This is a genomic window from Rhizobium sp. BK008, assembly GCF_014197345.1.
Lineage (GTDB): Bacteria > Pseudomonadota > Alphaproteobacteria > Rhizobiales > Rhizobiaceae > Rhizobium > Rhizobium anhuiense.
The window spans coordinates 231,337-252,033 of the sequence record NZ_JACIFK010000010.1 but is presented as its reverse complement, the minus strand read 5'-3'; the positions used below and the strand labels follow the sequence as shown (position 1 = coordinate 252,033).

18 protein-coding genes and 1 pseudogene are annotated in these 20,697 nt (G+C 55.2%); 14 read left to right on the top strand and 5 right to left on the bottom strand.

Annotated elements, in window-relative coordinates; all coding sequences use genetic code 11:
* Positions 1–143: 143 nt before the first annotated feature.
* Positions 144–629: a hypothetical protein gene (locus tag FHT69_RS30435; RefSeq protein WP_183906373.1), complete on the bottom strand. Its 486-nt coding sequence runs from the start codon at positions 627–629 to the stop codon at positions 144–146.
* A gap of 567 nt (positions 630–1,196) precedes the next feature.
* Here FHT69_RS30435 and FHT69_RS30430 point away from each other — a divergent pair.
* From FHT69_RS30430 to FHT69_RS30405, 6 genes are all read left to right on the top strand, one after another.
* Positions 1,197–1,946: a recombinase family protein gene (locus FHT69_RS30430; protein WP_183906372.1), complete on the top strand. Its 750-nt coding sequence runs from the start codon at positions 1,197–1,199 to the stop codon at positions 1,944–1,946.
* Between the two features lie 269 nt (positions 1,947–2,215).
* Positions 2,216–5,089, top strand: coding sequence for an SNF2-related protein (locus FHT69_RS30425; RefSeq protein ID WP_183906371.1), 2,874 nt, complete (start codon positions 2,216–2,218; stop codon positions 5,087–5,089).
* 3 nt (positions 5,090–5,092) lie between these two features.
* Positions 5,093–6,985: a GreA/GreB family elongation factor gene (locus FHT69_RS30420; RefSeq protein ID WP_183906370.1), complete on the top strand. Its 1,893-nt coding sequence runs from the start codon at positions 5,093–5,095 to the stop codon at positions 6,983–6,985.
* Between the two features lie 49 nt (positions 6,986–7,034).
* Entirely contained in the window at positions 7,035–8,747 is a 1,713-nt protein-coding gene (locus FHT69_RS30415) for a site-specific DNA-methyltransferase (RefSeq protein WP_183906369.1), read from the top strand.
* Complete coding sequence (locus FHT69_RS30410; RefSeq protein WP_183906368.1) at positions 8,744–11,431, top strand: DEAD/DEAH box helicase family protein; 2,688 nt, start codon at positions 8,744–8,746, stop codon at positions 11,429–11,431. Before FHT69_RS30415 ends, FHT69_RS30410 begins: the two co-directional genes overlap by 4 nt.
* An 82-nt stretch (positions 11,432–11,513) precedes the next feature.
* Positions 11,514–11,735, top strand: a complete 222-nt coding sequence (locus FHT69_RS30405) for a hypothetical protein (RefSeq protein WP_246780775.1) — start codon at positions 11,514–11,516, stop codon at positions 11,733–11,735.
* A gap of 27 nt (positions 11,736–11,762) precedes the next feature.
* On the opposite strand, the gene FHT69_RS30400 is transcribed toward FHT69_RS30405, so the two are convergent.
* The gene (locus FHT69_RS30400) at positions 11,763–11,942 is read right to left on the bottom strand and encodes a hypothetical protein (RefSeq protein WP_183906378.1); all 180 of its coding nucleotides are present in this window, start codon (positions 11,940–11,942) and stop codon (positions 11,763–11,765) included.
* Between the two features lie 225 nt (positions 11,943–12,167).
* On the opposite strand from FHT69_RS30400, the gene FHT69_RS30395 reads away from it, so the two are divergent.
* On the top strand, positions 12,168–12,398 hold the full coding sequence (locus FHT69_RS30395; protein ID WP_183906367.1) for a hypothetical protein: 231 nt from the start codon (positions 12,168–12,170) through the stop codon (positions 12,396–12,398).
* Here the strand turns inward: FHT69_RS30395 and FHT69_RS30390 are convergent.
* The gene (locus tag FHT69_RS30390) at positions 12,385–12,561 is read right to left on the bottom strand and encodes a hypothetical protein (RefSeq protein ID WP_183906366.1); all 177 of its coding nucleotides are present in this window, start codon (positions 12,559–12,561) and stop codon (positions 12,385–12,387) included. The genes FHT69_RS30395 and FHT69_RS30390 overlap by 14 nt on opposite strands.
* A gap of 253 nt (positions 12,562–12,814) precedes the next feature.
* Between FHT69_RS30390 and FHT69_RS30385 the strand changes: the two genes are divergently transcribed.
* From FHT69_RS30385 to FHT69_RS30365, 5 genes and pseudogenes are all read left to right on the top strand, one after another.
* On the top strand, positions 12,815–13,138 hold the full coding sequence (locus FHT69_RS30385) for a hypothetical protein (RefSeq protein WP_183906365.1): 324 nt from the start codon (positions 12,815–12,817) through the stop codon (positions 13,136–13,138).
* Entirely contained in the window at positions 13,135–13,536 is a 402-nt protein-coding gene (locus tag FHT69_RS30380) for a type II toxin-antitoxin system death-on-curing family toxin (protein ID WP_312865641.1), read from the top strand. The genes FHT69_RS30385 and FHT69_RS30380 overlap by 4 nt, the downstream gene beginning before the upstream one ends.
* Positions 13,537–13,726: 190 nt before the next feature.
* Positions 13,727–14,021, top strand: a pseudogene (locus FHT69_RS30375) (integrase core domain-containing protein); the annotation flags it as partial.
* Between the two features lie 863 nt (positions 14,022–14,884).
* Positions 14,885–16,099: a hypothetical protein gene (locus tag FHT69_RS30370; protein ID WP_183906363.1), complete on the top strand. Its 1,215-nt coding sequence runs from the start codon at positions 14,885–14,887 to the stop codon at positions 16,097–16,099.
* 248 nt (positions 16,100–16,347) lie between these two features.
* The gene (locus FHT69_RS30365) at positions 16,348–16,911 is read left to right on the top strand and encodes a hypothetical protein (RefSeq protein ID WP_131718733.1); all 564 of its coding nucleotides are present in this window, start codon (positions 16,348–16,350) and stop codon (positions 16,909–16,911) included.
* 419 nt (positions 16,912–17,330) lie between these two features.
* On the opposite strand, the gene FHT69_RS30360 is transcribed toward FHT69_RS30365, so the two are convergent.
* Positions 17,331–17,729 carry a hypothetical protein gene (locus tag FHT69_RS30360; RefSeq protein ID WP_131718732.1) on the bottom strand — a complete coding sequence of 133 codons (399 nt, stop codon included), beginning with the start codon at positions 17,727–17,729 and terminating at the stop codon, positions 17,331–17,333.
* Between the two features lie 192 nt (positions 17,730–17,921).
* Between FHT69_RS30360 and FHT69_RS30355 the strand changes: the two genes are divergently transcribed.
* Together FHT69_RS30355 and FHT69_RS30350 are read left to right on the top strand one after the other, a co-directional pair.
* On the top strand, positions 17,922–18,293 hold the full coding sequence (locus FHT69_RS30355; protein ID WP_183906362.1) for a helix-turn-helix transcriptional regulator: 372 nt from the start codon (positions 17,922–17,924) through the stop codon (positions 18,291–18,293).
* A 41-nt stretch (positions 18,294–18,334) separates the two neighbouring features.
* Positions 18,335–18,718, top strand: coding sequence for a hypothetical protein (locus FHT69_RS30350; RefSeq protein ID WP_131718730.1), 384 nt, complete (start codon positions 18,335–18,337; stop codon positions 18,716–18,718).
* A gap of 1 nt (position 18,719) precedes the next feature.
* Here FHT69_RS30350 and FHT69_RS30345 read toward each other — a convergent pair whose 3' ends face one another.
* A complete protein-coding gene (locus FHT69_RS30345; RefSeq protein WP_183906361.1) occupies positions 18,720–20,534 on the bottom strand; it encodes a site-specific integrase in 1,815 nt (604 codons plus the stop codon).
* Positions 20,535–20,697: the final 163 nt, after the last annotated feature.

The following is a 20,697-nucleotide window of genomic DNA, read 5'->3' as shown; positions in this document are numbered from 1 at the left end:
TCTCAAGAGCGGTCTGGGTGGGGGCAGGTTTCTTCAACATGTCCCAGTGAATCATAAACCCCTGGACGGTGCCAGGGGTTTGTCAGCAGTCTGAGGCGCCCAAGTGGCGCCTTTTTTTCTTTGGGACCGGGCAGGCATATCCATCATTCGAAAAGGGTTTCGACGATATCCATCTTATAGACCACATTCTGCTTGGCCACGAGAAGCGCGCCGTAATTCGGGGGATCTTTGCCATGAGCGCCTCCGGGGCAATTTTGCTTTAGAGTTGCGACCATTCCATCCAGCCCCGCTAGGATTGCGTCGATCTGCTGCTCGAAATTTCCCGGCTTGCCCTTCTCCTTGGCTAAAGCCACTCTTAGATCGCCAAGTTGCTTGATGACCTCGTTGCCTTGCTTCGCAAATTTCTCGTAACCGCTCGGATTTTTTCCGTGGTCGCCACCTGGGCAACTGTCGACCATCATCGACACCATCGAGTTTGTTTGAAAGCTCGCCTCGCTTAGCAATTTGTCTGCGGCCGATTTGGCATCGGCGTGCGAGACGCCCGCAGTGAATAACACAAGCCCTCCGCACAGCGCCGCTACAGCCGCAGACCGCCGCAAACGAGCCGGAATTGCCCTGACAGTGACCATTACAAATCCCCCTCTCTCGATTGAAAAGCGCTTACCAGCCTGCGCTTATGCCGACAGGCTGATAAACTTAAAATTGACTCCAACCGCAGAGGTTCGCAAGCGTTAGGGTTGTCCTCAATTTGAAGTAATCCTCGAGGTAGTGCGGCCGAATGCAAATCGCCTGCCGACATCCACATCATCGTTTAGGGTTCAGCTCATGCGCCACGATCTTCTGAAGATCGCATACCCTATGCGTTGCCTCGACGGGCCATTAATAAATCAAGCTGACAGCAGAAATCACCCCAACGCTGGACCAGTTCGGAGAGATTCTGCCCATCCCCGTCTGGGCGCGGGCTGTATACAGCGGGGATGAGGAACGGCAGCGATCCTAGGGATCGACCGGCAGGTCTCGAGGTCGAGCCCAGGCTGCTAAGTAGCTGAGCGTCCATATCTCCTGGCCATACACACGCGGGTAGATTTAGAGTTGCTCACCCAACATGCTCTTGATCATCTCTAAACGGGGTCGTATAGTGTTGCTTATATCTACCGCCCTAGTCCAATCCCCTATCCACGAGCACCACATTACACATGACCACCTATCGCACGTCTAAGCAGGCAGTCGCCTACATCCGCGTATCTACCGACAAGCAGGGCGAGCGTGGCATTGGTCTCGAAGCGCAACGCGCGGCTATTCGCACCTACGCCGATGCAGCTGGCGTCGAGATCATCGAGTGGTTCGAGGATGTCGCCAGCGGTCGCGGCGCGAAGAATCTAGAACTCCGGGACGGTCTCAATAGGGCGCTGGAATTTGCGCGGGCGAATGATCTCGACCTTCTGGTTGATGGGCTTGACCGGCTCTCACGGCATACGGACACTATTGAGCATATCATCCGGGACAAGAAAGTTATGGTCGTCTCAGTTTCGGAAGCTAGAACAAAGGATCCTCTTGTTATCGCGAGTCGTGCTGCACGAGCTGAGCTCGAGGGTAACAAGATTGCTGAGCGGACGAGGCGCGCGCTTAGTGAGAAGAAGGCTTCCGGCACTCTGCTAGGAAACCGCACGAACCTGCCTGAGGCTCAGAAGCTTGGTGCAAGCTCAAACAAGCGTAGGGCCGAGGAGAAGGTGGATGAGATCGCCAGGGCAATCAAGGCAAACGACTGGCACGATCTTTCCGTGCCGGCTCTCGTCGGCGCTCTGAACGGGATTGGCGTCAAGACGAGCCGGGGAGAGGCCTGGACCGTTGCCGCGCTCCGTAGGCCCCATAGGGCCGCTCTTGAGCTTCTGCGCGTCTCGGCGTTTGCCGACTACAACCACCTTCGAGATTTCGGCCGTTTCTAGCATCTGGCCTTGGCTGTTGGCCACGTAGCGAGACGGCGTTCGCGGATCGCTGTCATGCGTTTGAGTGCAATCATGGTCTCGACAACGTGCAGCGCAACGGCACGTTAGTGCGCGTCCAGGGAGCATCATCAAGTGGCGCTAAAACGTGTCAGCATCAAAGCATTGTCCGCTAAGAGCAGATAATTGCTGTAGATACTTTTAAGGTTGCACTTGCGATATCAGGTCCGCAACCCACAATGTAGGCAAAAGAATCAATCACTAGGGGTAATATGACCACGTCAGCCGCTGCCGCCCAATATACCCCCGTCCAGGGTCACTTCTTTGCCCATTCCTTGATGCTGGAAAGCATAGACGAAGAGTCGTTTACGAGATCGCTCAGCGCCGCTCGTGTCGATATGAACCCGCACCAGGTTGAAGCGTCACTTTTCGCCCTCAAGTCGCCTTTCGGCAAAGGTGTCCTGCTTGCTGACGAAGTCGGGCTGGGCAAGACGATCGAAGCCGGCCTAGTCATGGCTCAAAAGTGGGCTGAGCAAAAGCGCCGCATCCTTCTCATTGCTCCTGCATCACTCCGCAAGCAGTGGGAGCAAGAGCTGATCGAGAAGTTCGGATTGTCATCTACAATAATGGAGGCGGGTCGATATCGCGAGCTGAAGAAGGCTGGGCACAAGCAGCCATTCCAGGCCGTCAAAGGTGTCGTAATCACGTCCTACGAGTTCGCAGCCATGAAGAAGGATGACCTTCGAATGGCACGCTGGGATCTTGTCGTATTCGACGAAGCTCATCGACTGCGCAACGTTTACAAGAAGAACGGATCTCAACGCGCAAAGGACCTAAGGGACGCGCTCAAAGACCCGTTCAAGGTATTGCTGACCGCAACGCCTCTGCAGAACTCTCTGCTCGAACTCTATGGCATCGTGTCCATCATCGATGAAAATCACTTCGGCGGGGATGCGGCCTTTAAGAAGCTCTACACCGGCGCTGGCGCAACGCCCGCTTCGACCGAGGCCCTTAGAGATCGTCTAAAACCGATCTGCCACCGCACGCTTCGCCGGCAAGTTCAGGAAGCGGGCCATATCAACTTCACCAAACGAAACGCGGTTGTATTTGACTTCGAACCGCCGGATCTCGAGGTCAAGCTTTACAATGCGGTGTCCAGTTTCCTGCAACGCAAGGATACGGTTTCTTATGGTGATCGCGCGAACCAGCTTGTCATTCTGCAGATTCGTAAAATTCTCGGTTCATCTACTTTTGCTGTTACGCGGTATCTCGAGACCCTGATTGCGCGCCTTGAGAAAATGCAGACGGCCGACACGGCTATGACAGACGACATCGATACAATGGAGGAGATCGTCGAAGAAGCCGGCGGGGATGAGGGCGCCGACGTTGATGACGACGAGACCCCAATCGATCCGCTGAAACTTGCCACAGAACTCGTTGAGCTTCGAGGTTTCCTTGGCCTCGCCCGTTCGATCGGCGCGAATGCGAAAGGTGAGAAACTCATCGATCAGCTCCCGGTGGTTTTGGACGGTATCGTTGCCAAGAAGGGCGCCCGAAAAGCTGTCATCTTTACGGAAAGCGTCCGGACGCAGACATATCTTGCTGAACTTTTGTCAGCGAACGGCTATGCGGGCCAAATCGTTCTAATGAACGGTTCGAATAACGACCCTTCGAGCCAGGAGATTTACAAAAATTGGAAAGCTCAACACGCTGGGAGTGATCGAGTTTCGAATTCCAGAACGGCCGATATGAAGGCCGCGATCGTCGATGCGTTTAAGAGCGACGAGAAAACGATCCTTATCGCCACGGAAAGCGGTGCAGAAGGTATCAACCTGCAATTCTGCTCCCTGCTTATCAATTTCGATCTTCCTTGGAATCCGCAACGAGTTGAGCAGCGTATCGGACGTTGCCACCGCTATGGTCAGAAGATCGATGTGACCGTCGTCAATATGCTCAACCTCAAGAATCAGGCTGAGTTTCGTATTCACCAGCTGCTTCAGAACAAGTTCAAACTGTTCGAGGGCGTATTCGGCTCTAGCGACGAGGTTCTCGGCACGATCGAGCGTGGTGTCGATTTCGAGAAGAAAGTCCTCGACATCGTCCAGGAATGCCGCACGCCAGAAGACATTAATGAGGCATTTGACGCCTTGCAGGCTGAGCTGCAGGACACCATCTCGGCAGAGGTAGCAAGCGCTAGAGCCAAGGTTCTCGAGCAGTTTGACGCCGATGTCGTGTCTCGACTGAATACCCGCAAGAATAGCCTTACCCAGGCGCTGGATGATTTTAGCCGCCGCCTATTGTTGCTGGCACGCGCAGAGCTTCCATCGGCAGAGTTCGACATCGATGGTGATCACGCCTTCCGGCACGAGGGTGAGATTTTCACGCCGCACTGGCAGATCGCCGGTGAGAAGGATTGGCAGTTCTTCCGCCTGACGGACGAAAATGCAGCCAAGGTGACTGCCGACAAGGCGCTATCACGCGATCACACCGCACAAGCGTCAGCGTTGACCTTCAAGCCCCGCCTATTTCCCTTCGACGGGCAGCTCGCAGATGTCCAGGCGTTGGTAGGCACCAGCGGTCTGCTTCGCGTATCGAAGGCGTCGGTCAACACAAGCGGCAACCTTCGTGAAGATCTGCTGCTCTCCTGCATCACCAACGATGGCCGGATCATTCCTGTGGACACCGCTAAGCGGCTTCTCACCGCGCCTGCGCGAGACGATGGCTCGATTGCCATGCCCAGCGGCGCGGCGCCGCTGATGAAGACCGAAGAAACCCTTTTTGCGGAATTCGGAGAAGCTGTTAAAAAACAGAATTTCCAATGGCTTGAAGAGGAAGAAGCTCGCCTCGATAACTACTCTAAGGACATGGAAGTCGAAATCGAAGCCCAGATTGATGAGCTGGACGACGAGGTCAGGCAGCTTCGCAAGGACCGGCGCTCCCCAGATATATCGATGGAGGAGAAGCTGTCACTCGGCCGAAAGATCAAGAAGGTCGAGGACGAGATAGACGACCTGAAATTCTCCAAGCATGAGCGGCGGAAAGCCATTCGCAAAAAGATCAACGAAATGCTCGACGAGTTTTCGGAAAGCCTGAACCGCAAGCCCGAACTGAAACACCTTTTCTCCATTCGCTGGTCTGTGGAGTAAGCCATGCGAGGCTGGGCCGGCTTTCGTTCGTCTGAATTCGGCGTTTACCCGGTCGAGCTGCATTTCTCTCTAGACAGCCACGTAGGTCCTGCCTGGGTCGTCCCGGCTCTTCGCAATCGATCGGGCTGGCTCGCCGTCGCTGAGGTCGAAATGGAGACGGATTTCGATCATACACGCGCCGTGGTCGCCGCTTGCATCAACGACGAAGGAGAGGTCCTCGGAAAGTGGGTCGCGGAAGCTCTGTTTTCGATGCAGTGCGCGCTGCCTATGGAGGTTGTGACTGAGTCGCCGGATGATCTTGGCGATGCGTTAGATGCCCTCCATTGGGATTTCTTGGGCGGCTGCGATGTTTCCCACCTTCGCGCGCTCGAAGACAGAGAACAGCAAACGGCGTCGTCAATTGCGCGCCTGGAATTGCGGAGGAAAGAGGTCTACGCGAAGGTCGAGGACTTTCTTTCAAATCTGTATGCGCGGCGTCGACGAGAGCGGGATCGTCCGGATATTTGCCGCGTCATTGACGAAAAGATCGAAGAAATCGAGAACAAGCAGTCTGCAGCCGACGCATGGCATCGCAGTCAATTGACCGCCTTCCATACTGAGCTTGAAGAGTTCGAAACTCAGGTATTAGCGTCGCTTCAGAACCACGGTCGATTGCGGCCGCTTTATACTGTCTATTGGCAAACCCGATATTCCAAGCTGCGAACGGTAGCGAATACCGGCTTCGAGTTGCGGTATGGTCTCCCGAAACAGCCGGATTTCAAACCAAACATCCGTTCGGCGGAAAATAGCGCCCGACGTCATCGAATAGAGCAGCTTGAACGCAAACGAAAAGAATTCGCCGACTATTACGACGAACTGGCCAGGGCTGTCGAAGATACCGCCGCCGGTAAGCTTGCAGCCAGAATCGCAGCCGCAGAGCAGGAAAAGCGCACCAGCCCTGCCGTTTCCCGGGAGGAATGGGCAGAAAGTTTCAAGACAACTGACTTCTTCGATTTAGCGGCAAAGTCGCGGGCGTGGGAGGCACGGCACGGTCGCGCAGCTGCGACAACCGCCAGAGCGCCAGGCCGAAAAGAAGTAAGCCACCCCAAAGCAGGATCGAAGGATCCGTTAGCGAAGCTCCGCCCACCAAAGACCATCGCTTTGCCTTTGAGCGGCGGGAATGAGCAAATGTCGCCGGCAGCAGTAACTGCGGCCGAAGCGTCACTTTCGGCGGTGGAGGAACTCGATAACAGCGCGCTTGTCCGTGAGCTTCAGGTGGCCTTGGAACGCGACGCGGACCTTGAGAGAGAAACGACTGCCACAACAACAGCTGAAACTTTACTGGTCGAAGCGCCGGTGGCTCAGGGTCTTATAGACACACCATTGTTAGCCCATCTAACGAACGTAACAAGCCTCGGCGTCGTCGTCGGGGACACAGTGCTCTTGCGCTTCACCGATGGTGGCCTCGGCAAGTTCATTCGCTACACCATCGGACAGTCGGAGAACGATCCGTCCCGCGGAGTTTTGTCCGTTAACGACCCGCGTGCTCAGCAAATGCTGGGCAAGGAAGTGGGCGATGAGGTTGCGCTTGAGCAGGCCCCAGGCCGGCGAACTGCAGCAATAGAATCCATTGCCCGCGAAGGTCGACCCGTGGTGCAGCTTGCCAACACTGCACCTCCTGAGAAGGCCGTAGTAGAGCCGGGAGACACTATGGTTCTTCGCTATTTCGAGGAGCAACGGCAACGTTTCTATCATTGCCTGGTCGCGCCAGGTCTCATCTCTGCCAATGGGTTCGAACTGTCGCGTAAACAGGAACGGGCGCGTGCCCTCCTCGGCAAGCAGGTCGGGGATGAGTTTACGGTCTGGCTAGGTTCCTTCGAGCGCCCGGTGAGGATAGACAGAATACTCAAACCATAAAGGGATTCGCGCTGGCTCCCTGGACTATGTGACTGAGAACGGAAGACTGATGTCGAAGAAGACCAAGCTGGAACTCACCTGGATCGGCAAGGACGAGCGCCCGAAGCTGGAGCCGCGCATACTCATTGAGGATCCCACTAAAAGCTATCATGCAAGTGTGCGTCGCTCCGAGGCAGACATCTTCGACAACATGCTGATCCACGGCGACAACTTGCTGGCACTTAAGGCGCTGGAGAGCGACCCCGGGATTCGCGGACAGGTGAAGTGTGTCTTCATCGACCCGCCTTACAACACTGGTAGCGCTTTCGAGCACTACGATGACGGGCTGGAGCATTCGATTTGGCTCTCCCTGATGCGTGATCGGCTTGAATTGCTCAAGGACCTGCTGCACGAGGATGGCTCAATATGGATAACAATCGATGACAACGAGGCTCACTACCTAAAAGTGCTCTGCGATGAAGTCTTTGGCCGCCGGAACTTCATAGCGAACCTAGTTTGGCAGAAGCGAGCATCACGCGAAAACAGAGCCGCAATCGGCTCATCCCACGACCATGTCCTGATTTATGCGCGTAAGCCAGCGCAAGAATGGAAAAGCAACAGAAACAAACTTGCAGCAACTGAAGCAGGTTTTTCAAACCCAGATAATGACCCTCGCGGTCCCTGGAGATCGATCCCCTTTAGCGCTCAAGGCTACCGCGCGAATCAGATGTATAAGATCACAACTCCGACCGGCGTAGAGTTGGATCCTCCGAAGGGGCGCTGTTGGGGGGCGACCCAGCCTGTATTTGATAAGTTCTTGTCCGAAAACCGGGTTTACTTTCCCAAGGGAGGTGACGGTCGACCCCGAATAAAGCTCTTTATGGGGGATGAAGATGGCCTAGTGCCAATGACTTGGTGGCCTTCGTCAGATTTTGGAGACAACGACTCGGCAAAGAAGGAGATGCTCGAACTGTTTCCTGACAGGGAAGCTTTCGGAACGCCAAAGCCGGAACGGCTTCTGGCAAATATTATTCACATCGCCACGAACCCAGGAGATCTTGTGCTCGACTCATTTGCCGGTTCGGGCACAACCGGCGCGGTAGCCCATAAGATGGGACGTCGCTGGATCATGGTAGAGCTCGGCGACCATTGTGACACTCACGTCCTGCCGCGCATAAAGAAGGTCATCGATGACGCTGACAATGGCGGCGTGACCGAGGCGGTCGGCTGGAAGGGTGGCGGCGGTTTCCGCTATTTCGACCTCGCGCCTTCGCTGCTCGAACAGGACAGATACGGTAACTGGGTGATCAGCAAGGACTACCGGCCGGCAATGCTGGCCGAAGCCATGTGTAAGCATGTAGGCTTCACCTACGCGCCCAGTCAGCACGCGGACGAATACTGGAGCCATGGCTACTCCACCGAGAAGGATTTCATCTACGTCACCACGCAACAACTGACGCACGACGCGTGCCGAAAGATTTCGGAGGATGTCGGGCCGGAGCGCTCGCTGCTGGTCTGCTGCAAGGCCTTCAACGCCGATCCGGACAAGTTCGACAATCTAACGCTCGTCAAGATCCCCTCCTCCATTCTGACCAAATGCGAATGGGGGCGCGACGACTATTCCCTCAACATCGTTAACCTACCTCTCGTCGACCAGGATAATGACGAAGAGGCTGATGAGCCATCGTCTGTGCCCGTCAAGCGTGGTCGTAAGTCCAAGTCGTCGGCGGATGCCGAACTTTCCCTTTTCGACATTCCCGGCGCCGCGGAAGATGACCAATGAACAGCCCTGAACGTATTCTGCGCCAGATCGCCCAACGCCTTTCGCTCCGCAAGCCCCAGGAAGAAGCGCTCCATATCCTAGCGAAATTGCTCGACACCGCTCCACTGGGTAAAAATGAGGATATCGTTGCAACATTATCGGCCATCAGTTCGGTCTGGCCCAGCGTAGGGGATTTTGAGCGCGACTTTCCATCGGTCTGTTTCGCGCTTGCCACCGGCGTCGGCAAAACCCGGCTAATGGGCGCGTTCATCAGCTATCTCTATCTCACCGGCCGCTCGAAGAATTTCTTCGTGCTGGCGCCCAACACCACGATTTACGACAAACTAGTAGCGGACTTCTCACGGCAGTCCTCGCCGAAATATGTCTTTCGCGGCATCGCCGAGTTCGCGCAGTTGCCGCCCGTCATCGTTACCGGCGACACCTGGCAAGAGGGACGCGGTGTGCGCGGCTCGGATCTGTTCGGTGGCGAGGCGATTATCAACATCTTCAACGTCGACAAGATCAACAAGGACAAAGGCCGCATCCGCACCATGCGGGAGTATATTGGTCAGTCCTATTTCGACTATCTTGCCGAGCTTCCCGACCTGGTCATGCTGATGGACGAGGCTCACCGTTACCGCGCCAGCGCCGGCCTGCGGGCCATCAGCGAGCTGAAACCAATCCTCGGATTGGAACTGACGGCGACACCGCGTTCCGTCGGTGCGAAGTCTAAGTCGTTCAGCAACGTCATATTCAGCTACGGCTTGGGCAATGCGATGGCCGATGGCTATGTGAAAGAGCCTGCCGTCGCGACGCGTGTCGATTTCCGTCCGCAGGACTATGACCAAAACACGCTCGAACGGATCATGCTCGAAGACGGCATTCACTACCACGAAGAGGTGAAGACCCAGCTCGACCTCTATGCCCGCCAGACAGGCCGCAAGCGGGTAAATCCCTTCATCCTTGTTGTCGCTCAGGACACCGCGCACGCCAAGGCGATCAAAGACAGGATCGAGGACGACCAGTTTATGAAAGGAGCATACAAGGGCCGCGTCATCGAGGTGCATTCCAATCTCAAGGGAGAAGAGAGCGATGAAGCCGTTGCGCGCCTGGTGAAACTGGAAAGCGACGACAACACCGAGATTGTCGTCCACGTCAACAAGCTCAAAGAGGGCTGGGACGTCACCAATCTCTACACGATCGTGCCGCTGCGGGCTTCGGCCTCCGACATCCTCACCGAACAGACGCTCGGCCGCGGCCTGCGCCTGCCCTATGGCGAGCGGACGGGCAATGCCTTCGTGGATACGCTGACCGTTATCGCGCATGACCGCTTCGATGAAGTGATCAAGAAGGCAAAGGAAGCCGACAGCCTCGTTCAGATCAAGACCATCACCATTGGTGAACATGGCGACGTTTCCGATCTAGGATCGCGCGTCGTTGAGGTGGCGACTGGCTTCGAGTCAATGCTCACTGGCAAGCGGAACGACGGCATGGAGGACGATGGCACGGCTTTCGTCTTTGATCATCCGGAAGACCAAAAGATCGCGGTAGCCGCGATCGACCTCGTGACGCAGAAGTATGAGCGAGCGCTGCAAGGCGGCGTCAAGGATCTCACCCGTCCAGAGGTGCAGGCTGAGATCGTCGCGGATATCAGGCGCATCCAGCAACAAGCCCAAACCCAGGGAACGCTGGAAGGGATTGTTGAAAAGCGCGACATCGAGAAAATTGTCGGCGTCGTTGCAGCGAGCATCGCCGAACATACGATCGAGATACCCGAAATTGTCGTGCTGCCCAGCCGCGAGGTGAACTTCTGGTTCGAGGACTTCGACCTCACGGGCTACGAACACATCCGCTATCAGCCGATTTCCGACAAGATCCGAATCCGCCACCTGCGTGACGATACGCAGCGGGATCTGGCGCGTTCGGTAGCAGGCCCGAAGGAAGGGCAAATCGGGAACTACCTCGTCAGGCACCTGATCGACATAGACCAGGTGGACTACGATTCCCAGGCTGACCTGCTTTTCAAGCTCGCCGGCCAAATGATCACCCATCTGCGTAACTACCTTGAAACGGAAGAGGACGTGGAGAACGTGGCGCTTGCACACGGCCCCACGTTGGCGCAGATCATCTTCGAACAAATGAAGGCACATTATAGGGAGACGCCGGCGGACTATCGCGCCAAGATGGTGCGCTCGTTCCGTATGCTGCGACCACAGGCGTTTGGCATATCCTCGATCGCGAAAAGGTTGCCGATTACCCAGCCGGCGAAACCACTCTCCGACACACCCGGCTACATTTTCTATGGCACGAAAAAGAGCCCTTACCAGCAGCACAAATTCGATTCTGATGCTGAGCGCCGCTTCGCGGCAATGGTAGACAATGCGGCCGAAGTCGACGTTCTTCGCTGGCTCAAGCCGGCCAGTGGTCAATTTCAAATCGAATACCGCGCAGGCAAGGCATATGAGCCTGACTTCGTCGTCGAGACGATCAGCGAGAAGCTTATCGTCGAAGTCAAATCCGATAGGGAAATGGGCGACGAGGTCGTGCTGGAAAAAGCTCGGGCTGCAGTGAAGTGGGTGCAATATGCCAGCGATCTTGCCAAGGAGACGGGCGGCAAGCCCTGGGGTTACGCGCTGGTCGCGGATAGCGACATCACCGAAAGCGCCAGCTTTGCGGGGCTGATGGCGCGTTCACGGATGGCGTGACTTTTTTTGTGAGTGCGTCTTTTCGCCTGACAGCACTGCGGTAAGAGCCAGCGCCTACGAGCCCTCGAGCACGTTTGGCCTGTTGAAGCGCCTTCTGCTCGCGCAGGAGATCAAAAGCAGCCTCGTCTACACCGGATCGATCGGCACCGGCTTCAAGGAGCGAGATCTCCGCGAGCTCAAACCAGCGCTGGACAGGCTGAAGGTCGCCAAACCTGTCATCCCAATCGTCACCACCCGGAAGAACCTGGTCTTCACCAAACCCACGCTCTACGCGGAGATCCAATACCGCGGACTGGACCACTGACAACAAGCTACGCCAACTTCAAGGGGGCTACGCTCGCCAGAGGAGCTCTGATGTCTGCGTATAATGCAGCCCTAGGCTGATGGTTACAATCCACGGCGCCAGGCGTGCAGCCATGAACATGATAAACAGAAGCCACGTCTCAAGCCGCCCCGACGCCTCGCCGCGCATGGCCCATTTGGTGAACTCGAATTTCAGAAATTTCTTCAATTTGGTGCTCCGACAGACAGATTCGTCGGCACCACGATGGCAACCTACTCACCTTTCAGGCGGGCGGTCAATCTCGTTTCCCGCAATGAATGCTCACCACAACATGTTGTGGATGCGCCTGTGGAGTTTGTGGAAAGTGAAAATCCGTGTGAAATCACGCCACTCTCGACAAGATTTCACACTTACGGTAGGTCTAACGCTCCCGGAACGGAAGAGGAACGGGTAATGATCCGAAAGCCCAGGCAGATCACACCCTACGTCGACCGCGATCTCGATTGTCAGGCCGCCCTGGAAGACACCTTCCAGCACATGGTCCATCTCGCCGTCATATCTGGCTGGAACAAGGTCGAAGCTATCACGGCCTTCCAGGAGCTCGCCTACGCGCATCTCTCCACAGAGGACGAGAACATGCACGCGACGCTCGCCATAATCCACATCGGCCTCACCAAGCACTGAATCCCGCACCGCTGCCGTGGTAATAGGACGCCGCACCGATCGGCACCACGATGAACGGTATTAGCCGATACATGATGATGATCACGGTCAGCAGGCATGCCTGGAAGCGTCCTTCCGCCTCGCCCTGCATCCTTCCCTTCTGAAATTTCAGGTAGTTCTTCAATGTGATGCTCCGACTGAAAACAAAAATTCGTCGGCACCACGATGACAATTGATACACCCAGAGGGCGATCGGTCAAACTCTAAATATAGTATTATCAGCTTATTATCGCCAGCCCCGCTTTCAGCGTAAAACCCTATCTAGCTAAGCAGCTAACGAGCCATATAGCTAAAGCATGACAGTGATTAGGGCGACACCCGATCGCTAGCAATGCGATGCGAACTGACCTATATTCCGGCTACCGCGGAGCAGACAAATGACTAAGAAGAGCATTAATCAAAGAGGCCCAGGCAAGATTTCCGGCTTTCGGAATGACGATGGGCGTTATGGGAAAGCCATCTCCAAGGAAGGCCGCAGCGCGGTCAAACGCGAGTCCGACCCTGCCAAGGGCGGTGGATCATACAAATTGGCTGGTAGCGCTTCTATAACCACGACGACCAGAGCCACGTCTAAACCCTCCTCTGCGCGAACGACCGAGCCTAAGCTCGCTCGGCCCGTTGCGCAAAGAGTCGATCCGCGTGAATTTGCGGCCGAGCTACTGATCACCGACAAGATCATAATTGATCACCTTGCCAAGTGAGCGTTGAGCCTCTGTGGGTTACCGTTGACGAGGCGATCATGCTCAACCAGGTCATCGTGCAAGCGACCGGGGAGACCCATCTTGTCCGAGACCATGGCGCTCTCGAAGGTGCGCTCAACCGCCCTGTCAATTACTTCCACTACCATGACGTTGATGAAGTTCCTGCCCTTGCCGCCCAACTCGTCCTCGCCGTTGGCAAGGCACACGCCTTCGAGCAAGGGAACAAAAGAACCGCCTGGGCAGCCGGCCGACTGTTCATCCGGAACAACGGCTATCACCTGAAGATTGAAAAGGTGCCTCAGACTACCGTCGCCGAAATCGTGGAGCTGATGATGGTTGATGTGGCACAGACCAGGCGGCTCATATTCTGGCTCCGCGAGAACATTGAGCCAATCTAGCTTTAGGTCTGCATTCACACATTTACATGCAACCATTCAAACGGCAACGTCAGGTCTGATCCCGGGCAGGCCATCGAAACAGGTATTCTGCCAGCCTAAAACGTAAACGTCAGGCAAGGCCAAAACCCACCGCCCCCTAGCCCAGCGGACTGCTGTCGCGCATCTGATGAGCCAACCCATGGCCTTCGCGAAGCCGACCCAGAACGCCTTCATCGAAAGCTTTAATGGGCAGCTACGAGATGAGCTATTGAATAAAACGCTCTTCTCGTCACTGGCCCACGCTCGTTCAGCGCTTTCAAATTGGCGCAGCGATTAAACGATCACCTGCATCCCGGGCTCGGCTGGCCGACGCCGGCCGAGTTTGCTCAGACTATCAACCGGTGACGTAATGTGGTGCTGCGCAGCCGAAATGGCTCCGCACCGCGACCCGCCGCTGCCGCCCCAATGAAACCAAAAATCGCCGGAGCGAACTCAAAACTGGATAAAATTGGGGCTAGGTCACCTTCGAGCTAGCGCCACCACTGAGTGCTCATGTGATCCTCGCTGCCGCAACTTTCCATGCGTGTTTTCACTGACAACCGCCTCTGAAAAGAACAGCGGCGCCGGCGCACCTTTACATTTTTGGCGTCCCTACCTTGCCTGTGTAAAGGTAAGCGGCCCACAACGTTTACAAATACCAATCTAGGGTTGCCGTCCACCTTGACGCCAATTGCGAAATCGTTGCGGAAATGACCGCCGACCTTGACGCTAAGTTTCCCATAACTTGACAGATTTGCCGAAATTCCGCTTTTTGTGTCTGGATGTAAAGGTCTGTCGACGCGCTTCGGTTGCATTGAGCTACTTGGCAGTCGCGCCTCGCAGCGTTGCCCGCACAGATCTTTCGGTTGCCGCGATTGCTGTCTTCGAACTTGCAGCTTGCTCCTAGGGAAATCCTTGTGGCCAGCGCTGAAAACATTTCCGCACGTTTCAGCTCGTCGCAGTGCTGTTCGCTCCCGGAGCAAGGATGCAAGGCTTGCATGCATCGTTGATTTAAGCTCGAACCGAGCGCGCTGCCTGCTGATCTATATTGTGCGTGCTTCCATCGGATGATGAACCGGAGCGCGCGGTCTTTGTGTTGGCATAACTCTGGTGCCGCCTAGCCTCCTGTCGTCGGGCATTGCGTAGCCCCTACGCCGATCCTATCGAAGTCCTAGGTGGCGGCAAGCTTGTGAATCGGGATGCCTTCCACACTGGCGACGCTCCGGTAATCGTAACCTCCCATGCCCTCAACTTCTGGCCTTCCCCGCCCCTCACAAACAGGGCATCCATTTGCTAAAATTCGGGTGGTGATTCTACAGAAAGTCGACCGATGAAAAGTGAGGCGTTCCAAAGTCTCGTCGTAGCGCGCGCGCTCTTCGACCAAGTCGATGTCCTGATGTATGCAGACAACAAATATTCTTCGTCCGCTGCGCTAGTGATTTTGCAAGACGCGCTCGAGCTTGTCCTGCGGGCAGCTCTCGTTGAGTTGGGGCTCGATGAAATTAAGAATCTTGAAAACGCATCATTCGATCAACTGATTGCCGACCTGAGGGCGACTGGCGTAGCTGTGCCCAAGACTGGCACGATCAAGGCGATGAACAAAGGACGGGTGACCGTGAAACACCACGGCCAGCTTGCTGAACACGAGACGGTTAAGAACTTCGTCGCTGCCGCGCAGTTCGCAACGGCGGTCATCATGGATTCAGTGTTCAATGTTGCCTTATCCGAAGTATTCGCGGGCGGACAACTCAAAGATGATGAGATTCGATCCTTCATCAGTGCTGCTGCCGATCACATTGCCAAACGAGAGGGATTCAGTGCGCTGCTTTGCATTCGAAAAGCGATTTTCGTGGCAATTGAAGCCGAGTATGACATCGGGCCCTACGCCGATCCAAATGTCGACCGAAACAATTGGTCCCTCCTCTTGAGCAGCCGAGGTAGGAGCGCACCCTGGCACACTAGGACACCTCAATTCATTGAAGAACACGTGCAAGAGCCTTTCGACTTCATACAATTCAATCACGAGAAGCTGCGCGTCGACCTTATGGAGTGGGGCATAAATACGCAGGACTTCTGGAATATTCGCCGCCTCACGCCTGCCGTTTACAGGAAGGAGAATGAGCAAGATTTCGTCTTCGAAACCATTAATTCCTTTGACCCAGATCTCGAGCTGGAGAATGCGAAATACTGCTTGGACCGGGCGGTAAACGTTCTCCAGAAGATTCAAGCCCATAAGGACAATAGCCGAAGCAACCCCTACGGCGAACCCCGCGCTCTCAAGCTTCGGCGAGAGACGACGAAATATAAAAAAGCTGCACGATCTTCGGAAACCGCGGGCACGCTGCCAGCTGAGACGATCATCCTTTGTGATAACTTTCTGATCGGATTGGACGGCGAAGCTTATGTGAAGCTTTTTCCGGACTTCTCGGCTAAAGAATGGTTTTGGTGCTACGTCGTGCTCGATGACTGTTACGGTTACGAGGAATTGGATCGAGATAGATTACGCCTCGAGGACGCCTCGCCGGCACATCTTCCGCGAACATAACATCACACACCTAGCCACGTAGCTATCTAACCATATCACGCCTGCAATGTTGGGACTCAGCTCCTTCTCCTGGCATGTCGCCACGACTCTCCACTTTTATACCAGGCAGGAATTCCTCGGTGATCCTATCCTCCTCAGCCAACTGCCCAGCTATCTAGTCAGGTGTGCATAACGCTGCTGCGCCAACAATCTCCCTTAACACTTGAAGATCTTCGTGCTTCTACTCCGGGAGTATTCTGGGGCGGGCAATGAGCGACAATTCGAAATCCTTAGCAGAACTCGCCGCTATGAAGGCGCGAGGCGAACTCACCGTTGAGCAGTTTGAGGACGCGCGAAAGTTACTGTCGCCGGCCGTTCCGCTCGAACGACCAAATGTGCGGACACCCCAAGCGCCAAAGAAGAGTGAGGCTCGTAGGATCATCGTCGTGTTGCTTGCTCTCACGGGCGGATTTTGGGGCCTGGGAAAATTCATCGAGAGCAAGAACCCGGCGGCGCAAGAGCGAGCCAAACAGGAAGCTCTCGCGGAGAGCAACAAGAAGGCCGACGATAAGCGGAAAGGCTTCCACTGTCTTTCTGCCTGGGATGGTTCAAATCGCCATCTCGTCGATGCCGTGAAGGAGTCGCTACGAGATCCAAGCAGTTTCGAACATGCCGAAACCAAGATTGGGCCGGTCAATGAGCAAGGGCTGCATTTTATCACGATGAATTTCCGCGCCAAGAATGGCTTCGGAGGCACCAACATTGAGTCTGCAACGGGTATTATCAGGCAGTCGGACTGCTTACTTATCAGCTGGAAGCTGGTCTCCTCCTGACCCGACCCGCGGCATCTCCTGCGCTATATCCTCCTCAGCCAGCTGCTCAGCTTTCTAGCTACACACTGCCCTTCCGCAGTTGGATGCTTTGAGCTACATCTCCCGACAATCAAATGGGGAATCATCGACCGATGCTCAGGACTATTACTCTTTGGATTTCCGGCGTGCTTTCGAGCTTCCTGATCGGAGGAGGAATACCAGGAGTGATAATCCAAGAGATTACTAACGCGCCTAGTGGAGGAATCTTCATCTTGTTCGGCCTCGGTTTCGCCCTCATGTTCGTCTGCGTGAGGCTTTGGGCATTAGAGGCGCGGTCCCTTCGCCAACCGGCTGCCTAACCCCCACCCCGGCCGACTTTTATTGTCCATACCCACCGGACCCAAGGTGAACCAGCGCCTGAAAGAATACTCGCCATGCTGTTAGCTGGGCACCCTTGCAAACAGTCGAAGGCGACGGCGCGATGCCGGCGTTAGCTCCGGAATGTTCTCACCGTAGAGTTCGCGCAGGAATCCAATCCATTCCTGCTCAGTAGATGAAGAAGAGCCGCCGGCGAACACTTCCTTGATCGTGTCAAGGAACTCAGTATCAAACCAACTCCTGAGAACTGACTCGAACAACTGCCGCTTATTGCACCGAAGTGCGTCGGCCAATGGCAGCACCTTATCCAGCGGAACCTTTCGATCCCCACTAAGAAATCCTTCGACCATGTCAGGACTGCGAAAACCAAGGAGGAGAGTGATTTCCTCCACGGAATAGGGGGAATTTTCCAGGTGCGCCTGAATGAACTTCGCGACTTCCGAATTGCGCTCTGATTTCATTTTATGTGTCTCGCATATTGCTTCTCTCGAACTGAAATATAGCAAATATAAAACGGAGATTCACATTTATATTCTAGGATTTCGATGTAACTTTTAAGTAAATAATTACTTACTATTAATTCTTACTGGACAGGAATTGCCGAATCATCGCACACATCGTAATAACACGTAATATATCATTGAGATGCCGTGATGCCCTCCTATAGAAATCCTCATGCAGCACTACAAATCGGCCAAATGATACAGACGCATCTGACAAAATCACAGTTGTCGCATCGCGAACTCGCCATGCGATTAGGAGTTTCGGACACAAAGATCGTGAGCTTCGTGACTGGTAGACATTACTTCCCGATAGAATTTGCGAATCCAACAGCGGAAGCTCTTGGCATCGACCACGGTGAGCTCGTCTACTTCAGTCTGCAGCAGTATTTTCCAAGGGGGACGGTGGATTACATCTGGGAAGCTATCGTCACCCACGTCTTTGCACAGCAAGAACCAAGTGAGGAGGAATTGGGCGATAAAAGACGCGATAAGCAGAAGAAGAAAAAGAAGAAGGCTCGCTAGCACAGCCAGCGAGTTGAGCAGAGTAATGAGCTCGGCATTTCATGACACACAAGACCCGTGAAGATCAAAACGCAGCTCCATCCCAGGCTGATATCGATACATGGCGTATCCTCAAAAAAGCTCTTAAAACTGCCCTATCTGATCGAGGCTTCAATATCGAAGCTGAAGAAGCATCCCTGGTGACGCGCTTCATGCTGGAGCAGATCGAGACAAGCGGCCTTCGTGTCGTCCCGGCGAAACCAACAACAGAGATGCAGCAGGCTATCAAGCAAGCTCTTGACCAGGGCAAACGGAAGTCCGTCGCCTGGGTTGAACCTCGCACGAAACAGCGGTGGCGCTATCAAGCAGCGATCGACGCGGCTCCCAACTGGCGCCGCGGCTATCTCCTGGACCAGGGGGCCGATGGCGGCCAGCCGAAAGCTTAGGCTATGCCGCCGCCTCCGACGCATCTGCCACCCTCAAGTGATCGATCATCAATCCCGGATAGGCAATCGAGTTCACGAGCGTCACGCGGTCTTCAAGCATACCCTGTGGCAAAGTGCCATAGCGTTGCGTCATCGTGCCGGACGTATGGCCCAGAATGAAGCCAAACTGCTCATCGAGGAAGCCGGCACGACGCAGCGCGTCGGCCGCACCATGCCGGAAGCTGTAGAGCGACAGACCGCGACCGTCCTTCAAGCCGATCTTTGTTAAATACCGCGGGAAGTCTCGGCTGAAATCTGCGATCATCTGACCGCGATCATTACGCTCGGCCAACGGGAAGAGGCGCTGGCCACCCTTCTCCTTTGTCCTGGCGTGGTAGCCGAGGAAACCCAGCTTCACCAATTCCGGATGCACCGGCACCACGCGCATCGAGCCGGCAGTCTTCACAGACTTGTCGCCGTCCCCTTCGGTCGTGATGTGCATGATCCAGTGGCCGCGATCTTCACGCACGTCGTCAACACCGAGCTGCGCAATCTCAGCAGGACGCGCACCGGAATACAGCATCACGAGCGGCACCCAATAGCGGTGATCGCGAATGAGGACGTTTCCTGGCTTGCTCCAGAACCGTGGCGACTCATCGTTCTGGCATCCGGTGAAGAGCGGCGACTTGAACAGGGCATTCATTTCCGCAACCGTGAACGGCTTCGTGGTCTTCTCCTTAGATTTCTTCAGAAACATGTCGGCCGCAGGGTTCGCCGTGATATAGCCATGGTTCGCCAACCAGGTGCAAAATGCGCTGAAGCCGGAGAGATAGCGATTGACGGTCGCCGTGCTGATTGTCGGCTTTCTCACAGTCTCGTTGTGCTTGACGATTTGGGTGATCGTCATCCCTTCGAACGCTTTCGTCTCGACTGCCTTGACAGGAAATTGAAGCAATAACGCCTTCCACTCGCGGACGGCCTTCTTGTCTATCCGATGCACTGGGAAGGTGCTGCCAACAGACTCGACAAACAGACCCACGTCTCGGCGAGCCTGCGCAAGTGTGTCGGGCTTGATCTGGTTCGGGTTCTCGCGGGAGTAGCTTTCGAACAGCTCCATGATGGTCTCGCCTGGCGCTGCAGCTTCGCGAGCTCTACCGTTCGCAGGCTTGACGATCGGATCTTTCGGAGCACCTGAGAAATCTCCTGTGTCACGCTCCAGGGTGCGCTGCAGCCCCTCTATCTCCGCTCGTGTCATTAAGGTGCAGAGTTCGCGGTATTCATCAGCCCCCGTATCGACAAGCAGCCGATGCTGGGCAACGAACTTCATTACTGCAGGCTCGATCAACTTCGCATCGCCGGCCGAAAGCGCGCTCTTCAGTGCGTTGAGACGGCGCGCACGGAGGTTTGCGTCATCGGTGCGTGCGCGAAGCATGAGTTCATAGTCGGTGTAGGCGTTGATCATGCCGAAAAAATTCTCGGACGTGATCTCCCCCATGTCGATCTGGCGATAGATGTGCTGCAATTCGGCGTCCATCTGCTCCGGTGTCGGCATGGACCGCTGCTTGCGATCATAGCCGTCAATCGTAGCCTCGTAATGCTGCCAGACGGCGATCGCCTTGTCGTCCGAGGTAATTTCTCGGCGCGCACGAACCTCCTCGAATTCAGCGCGCCAACCTTCTATCACAGGCCAGAGGCGCTTCTTCGCTTCGTTCTCATCCTTGGTGCGCAGAGACTTCTTGCGCGTCGTGGTTCTGTAATGCCCGACGAGATCGAGCGGAACATCCAGCCTCGCGTAGTAGGTAGCGTTTCGCCGTTCGAGATATGTAACCCTTGCCAAATCCGCCCATCCGTAGCACTATTCCGGAACACCTAACCGGAACAGTCCTAGAAAATAAGCTGTTTGTTTGCAATAGGTTGTTTTGCATCATGGGCTTACTGAAAGTTGGATTACTTTCCAGGTTCCCCAGCCAAAATTTTCCGAGGACGAATTCATAGGCCGA

Coding starts and splice junctions, on each gene's coding strand:
- FHT69_RS30435 (WP_183906373.1), bottom strand. CDS start 629: ATGGTCACTGTCAGGGCAATTCCGGCTCGTTTGCGGCGGTCTGCGGCT.
- FHT69_RS30430 (WP_183906372.1), top strand. CDS start 1,197: ATGACCACCTATCGCACGTCTAAGCAGGCAGTCGCCTACATCCGCGTA.
- FHT69_RS30425 (WP_183906371.1), top strand. CDS start 2,216: ATGACCACGTCAGCCGCTGCCGCCCAATATACCCCCGTCCAGGGTCAC.
- FHT69_RS30420 (WP_183906370.1), top strand. CDS start 5,093: ATGCGAGGCTGGGCCGGCTTTCGTTCGTCTGAATTCGGCGTTTACCCG.
- FHT69_RS30415 (WP_183906369.1), top strand. CDS start 7,035: ATGTCGAAGAAGACCAAGCTGGAACTCACCTGGATCGGCAAGGACGAG.
- FHT69_RS30410 (WP_183906368.1), top strand. CDS start 8,744: ATGAACAGCCCTGAACGTATTCTGCGCCAGATCGCCCAACGCCTTTCG.
- FHT69_RS30395 (WP_183906367.1), top strand. CDS start 12,168: ATGATCCGAAAGCCCAGGCAGATCACACCCTACGTCGACCGCGATCTC.
- FHT69_RS30385 (WP_183906365.1), top strand. CDS start 12,815: ATGACTAAGAAGAGCATTAATCAAAGAGGCCCAGGCAAGATTTCCGGC.
- FHT69_RS30370 (WP_183906363.1), top strand. CDS start 14,885: ATGAAAAGTGAGGCGTTCCAAAGTCTCGTCGTAGCGCGCGCGCTCTTC.
- FHT69_RS30365 (WP_131718733.1), top strand. CDS start 16,348: ATGAGCGACAATTCGAAATCCTTAGCAGAACTCGCCGCTATGAAGGCG.
- FHT69_RS30360 (WP_131718732.1), bottom strand. CDS start 17,729: ATGAAATCAGAGCGCAATTCGGAAGTCGCGAAGTTCATTCAGGCGCAC.
- FHT69_RS30355 (WP_183906362.1), top strand. CDS start 17,922: ATGCCCTCCTATAGAAATCCTCATGCAGCACTACAAATCGGCCAAATG.
- FHT69_RS30350 (WP_131718730.1), top strand. CDS start 18,335: ATGACACACAAGACCCGTGAAGATCAAAACGCAGCTCCATCCCAGGCT.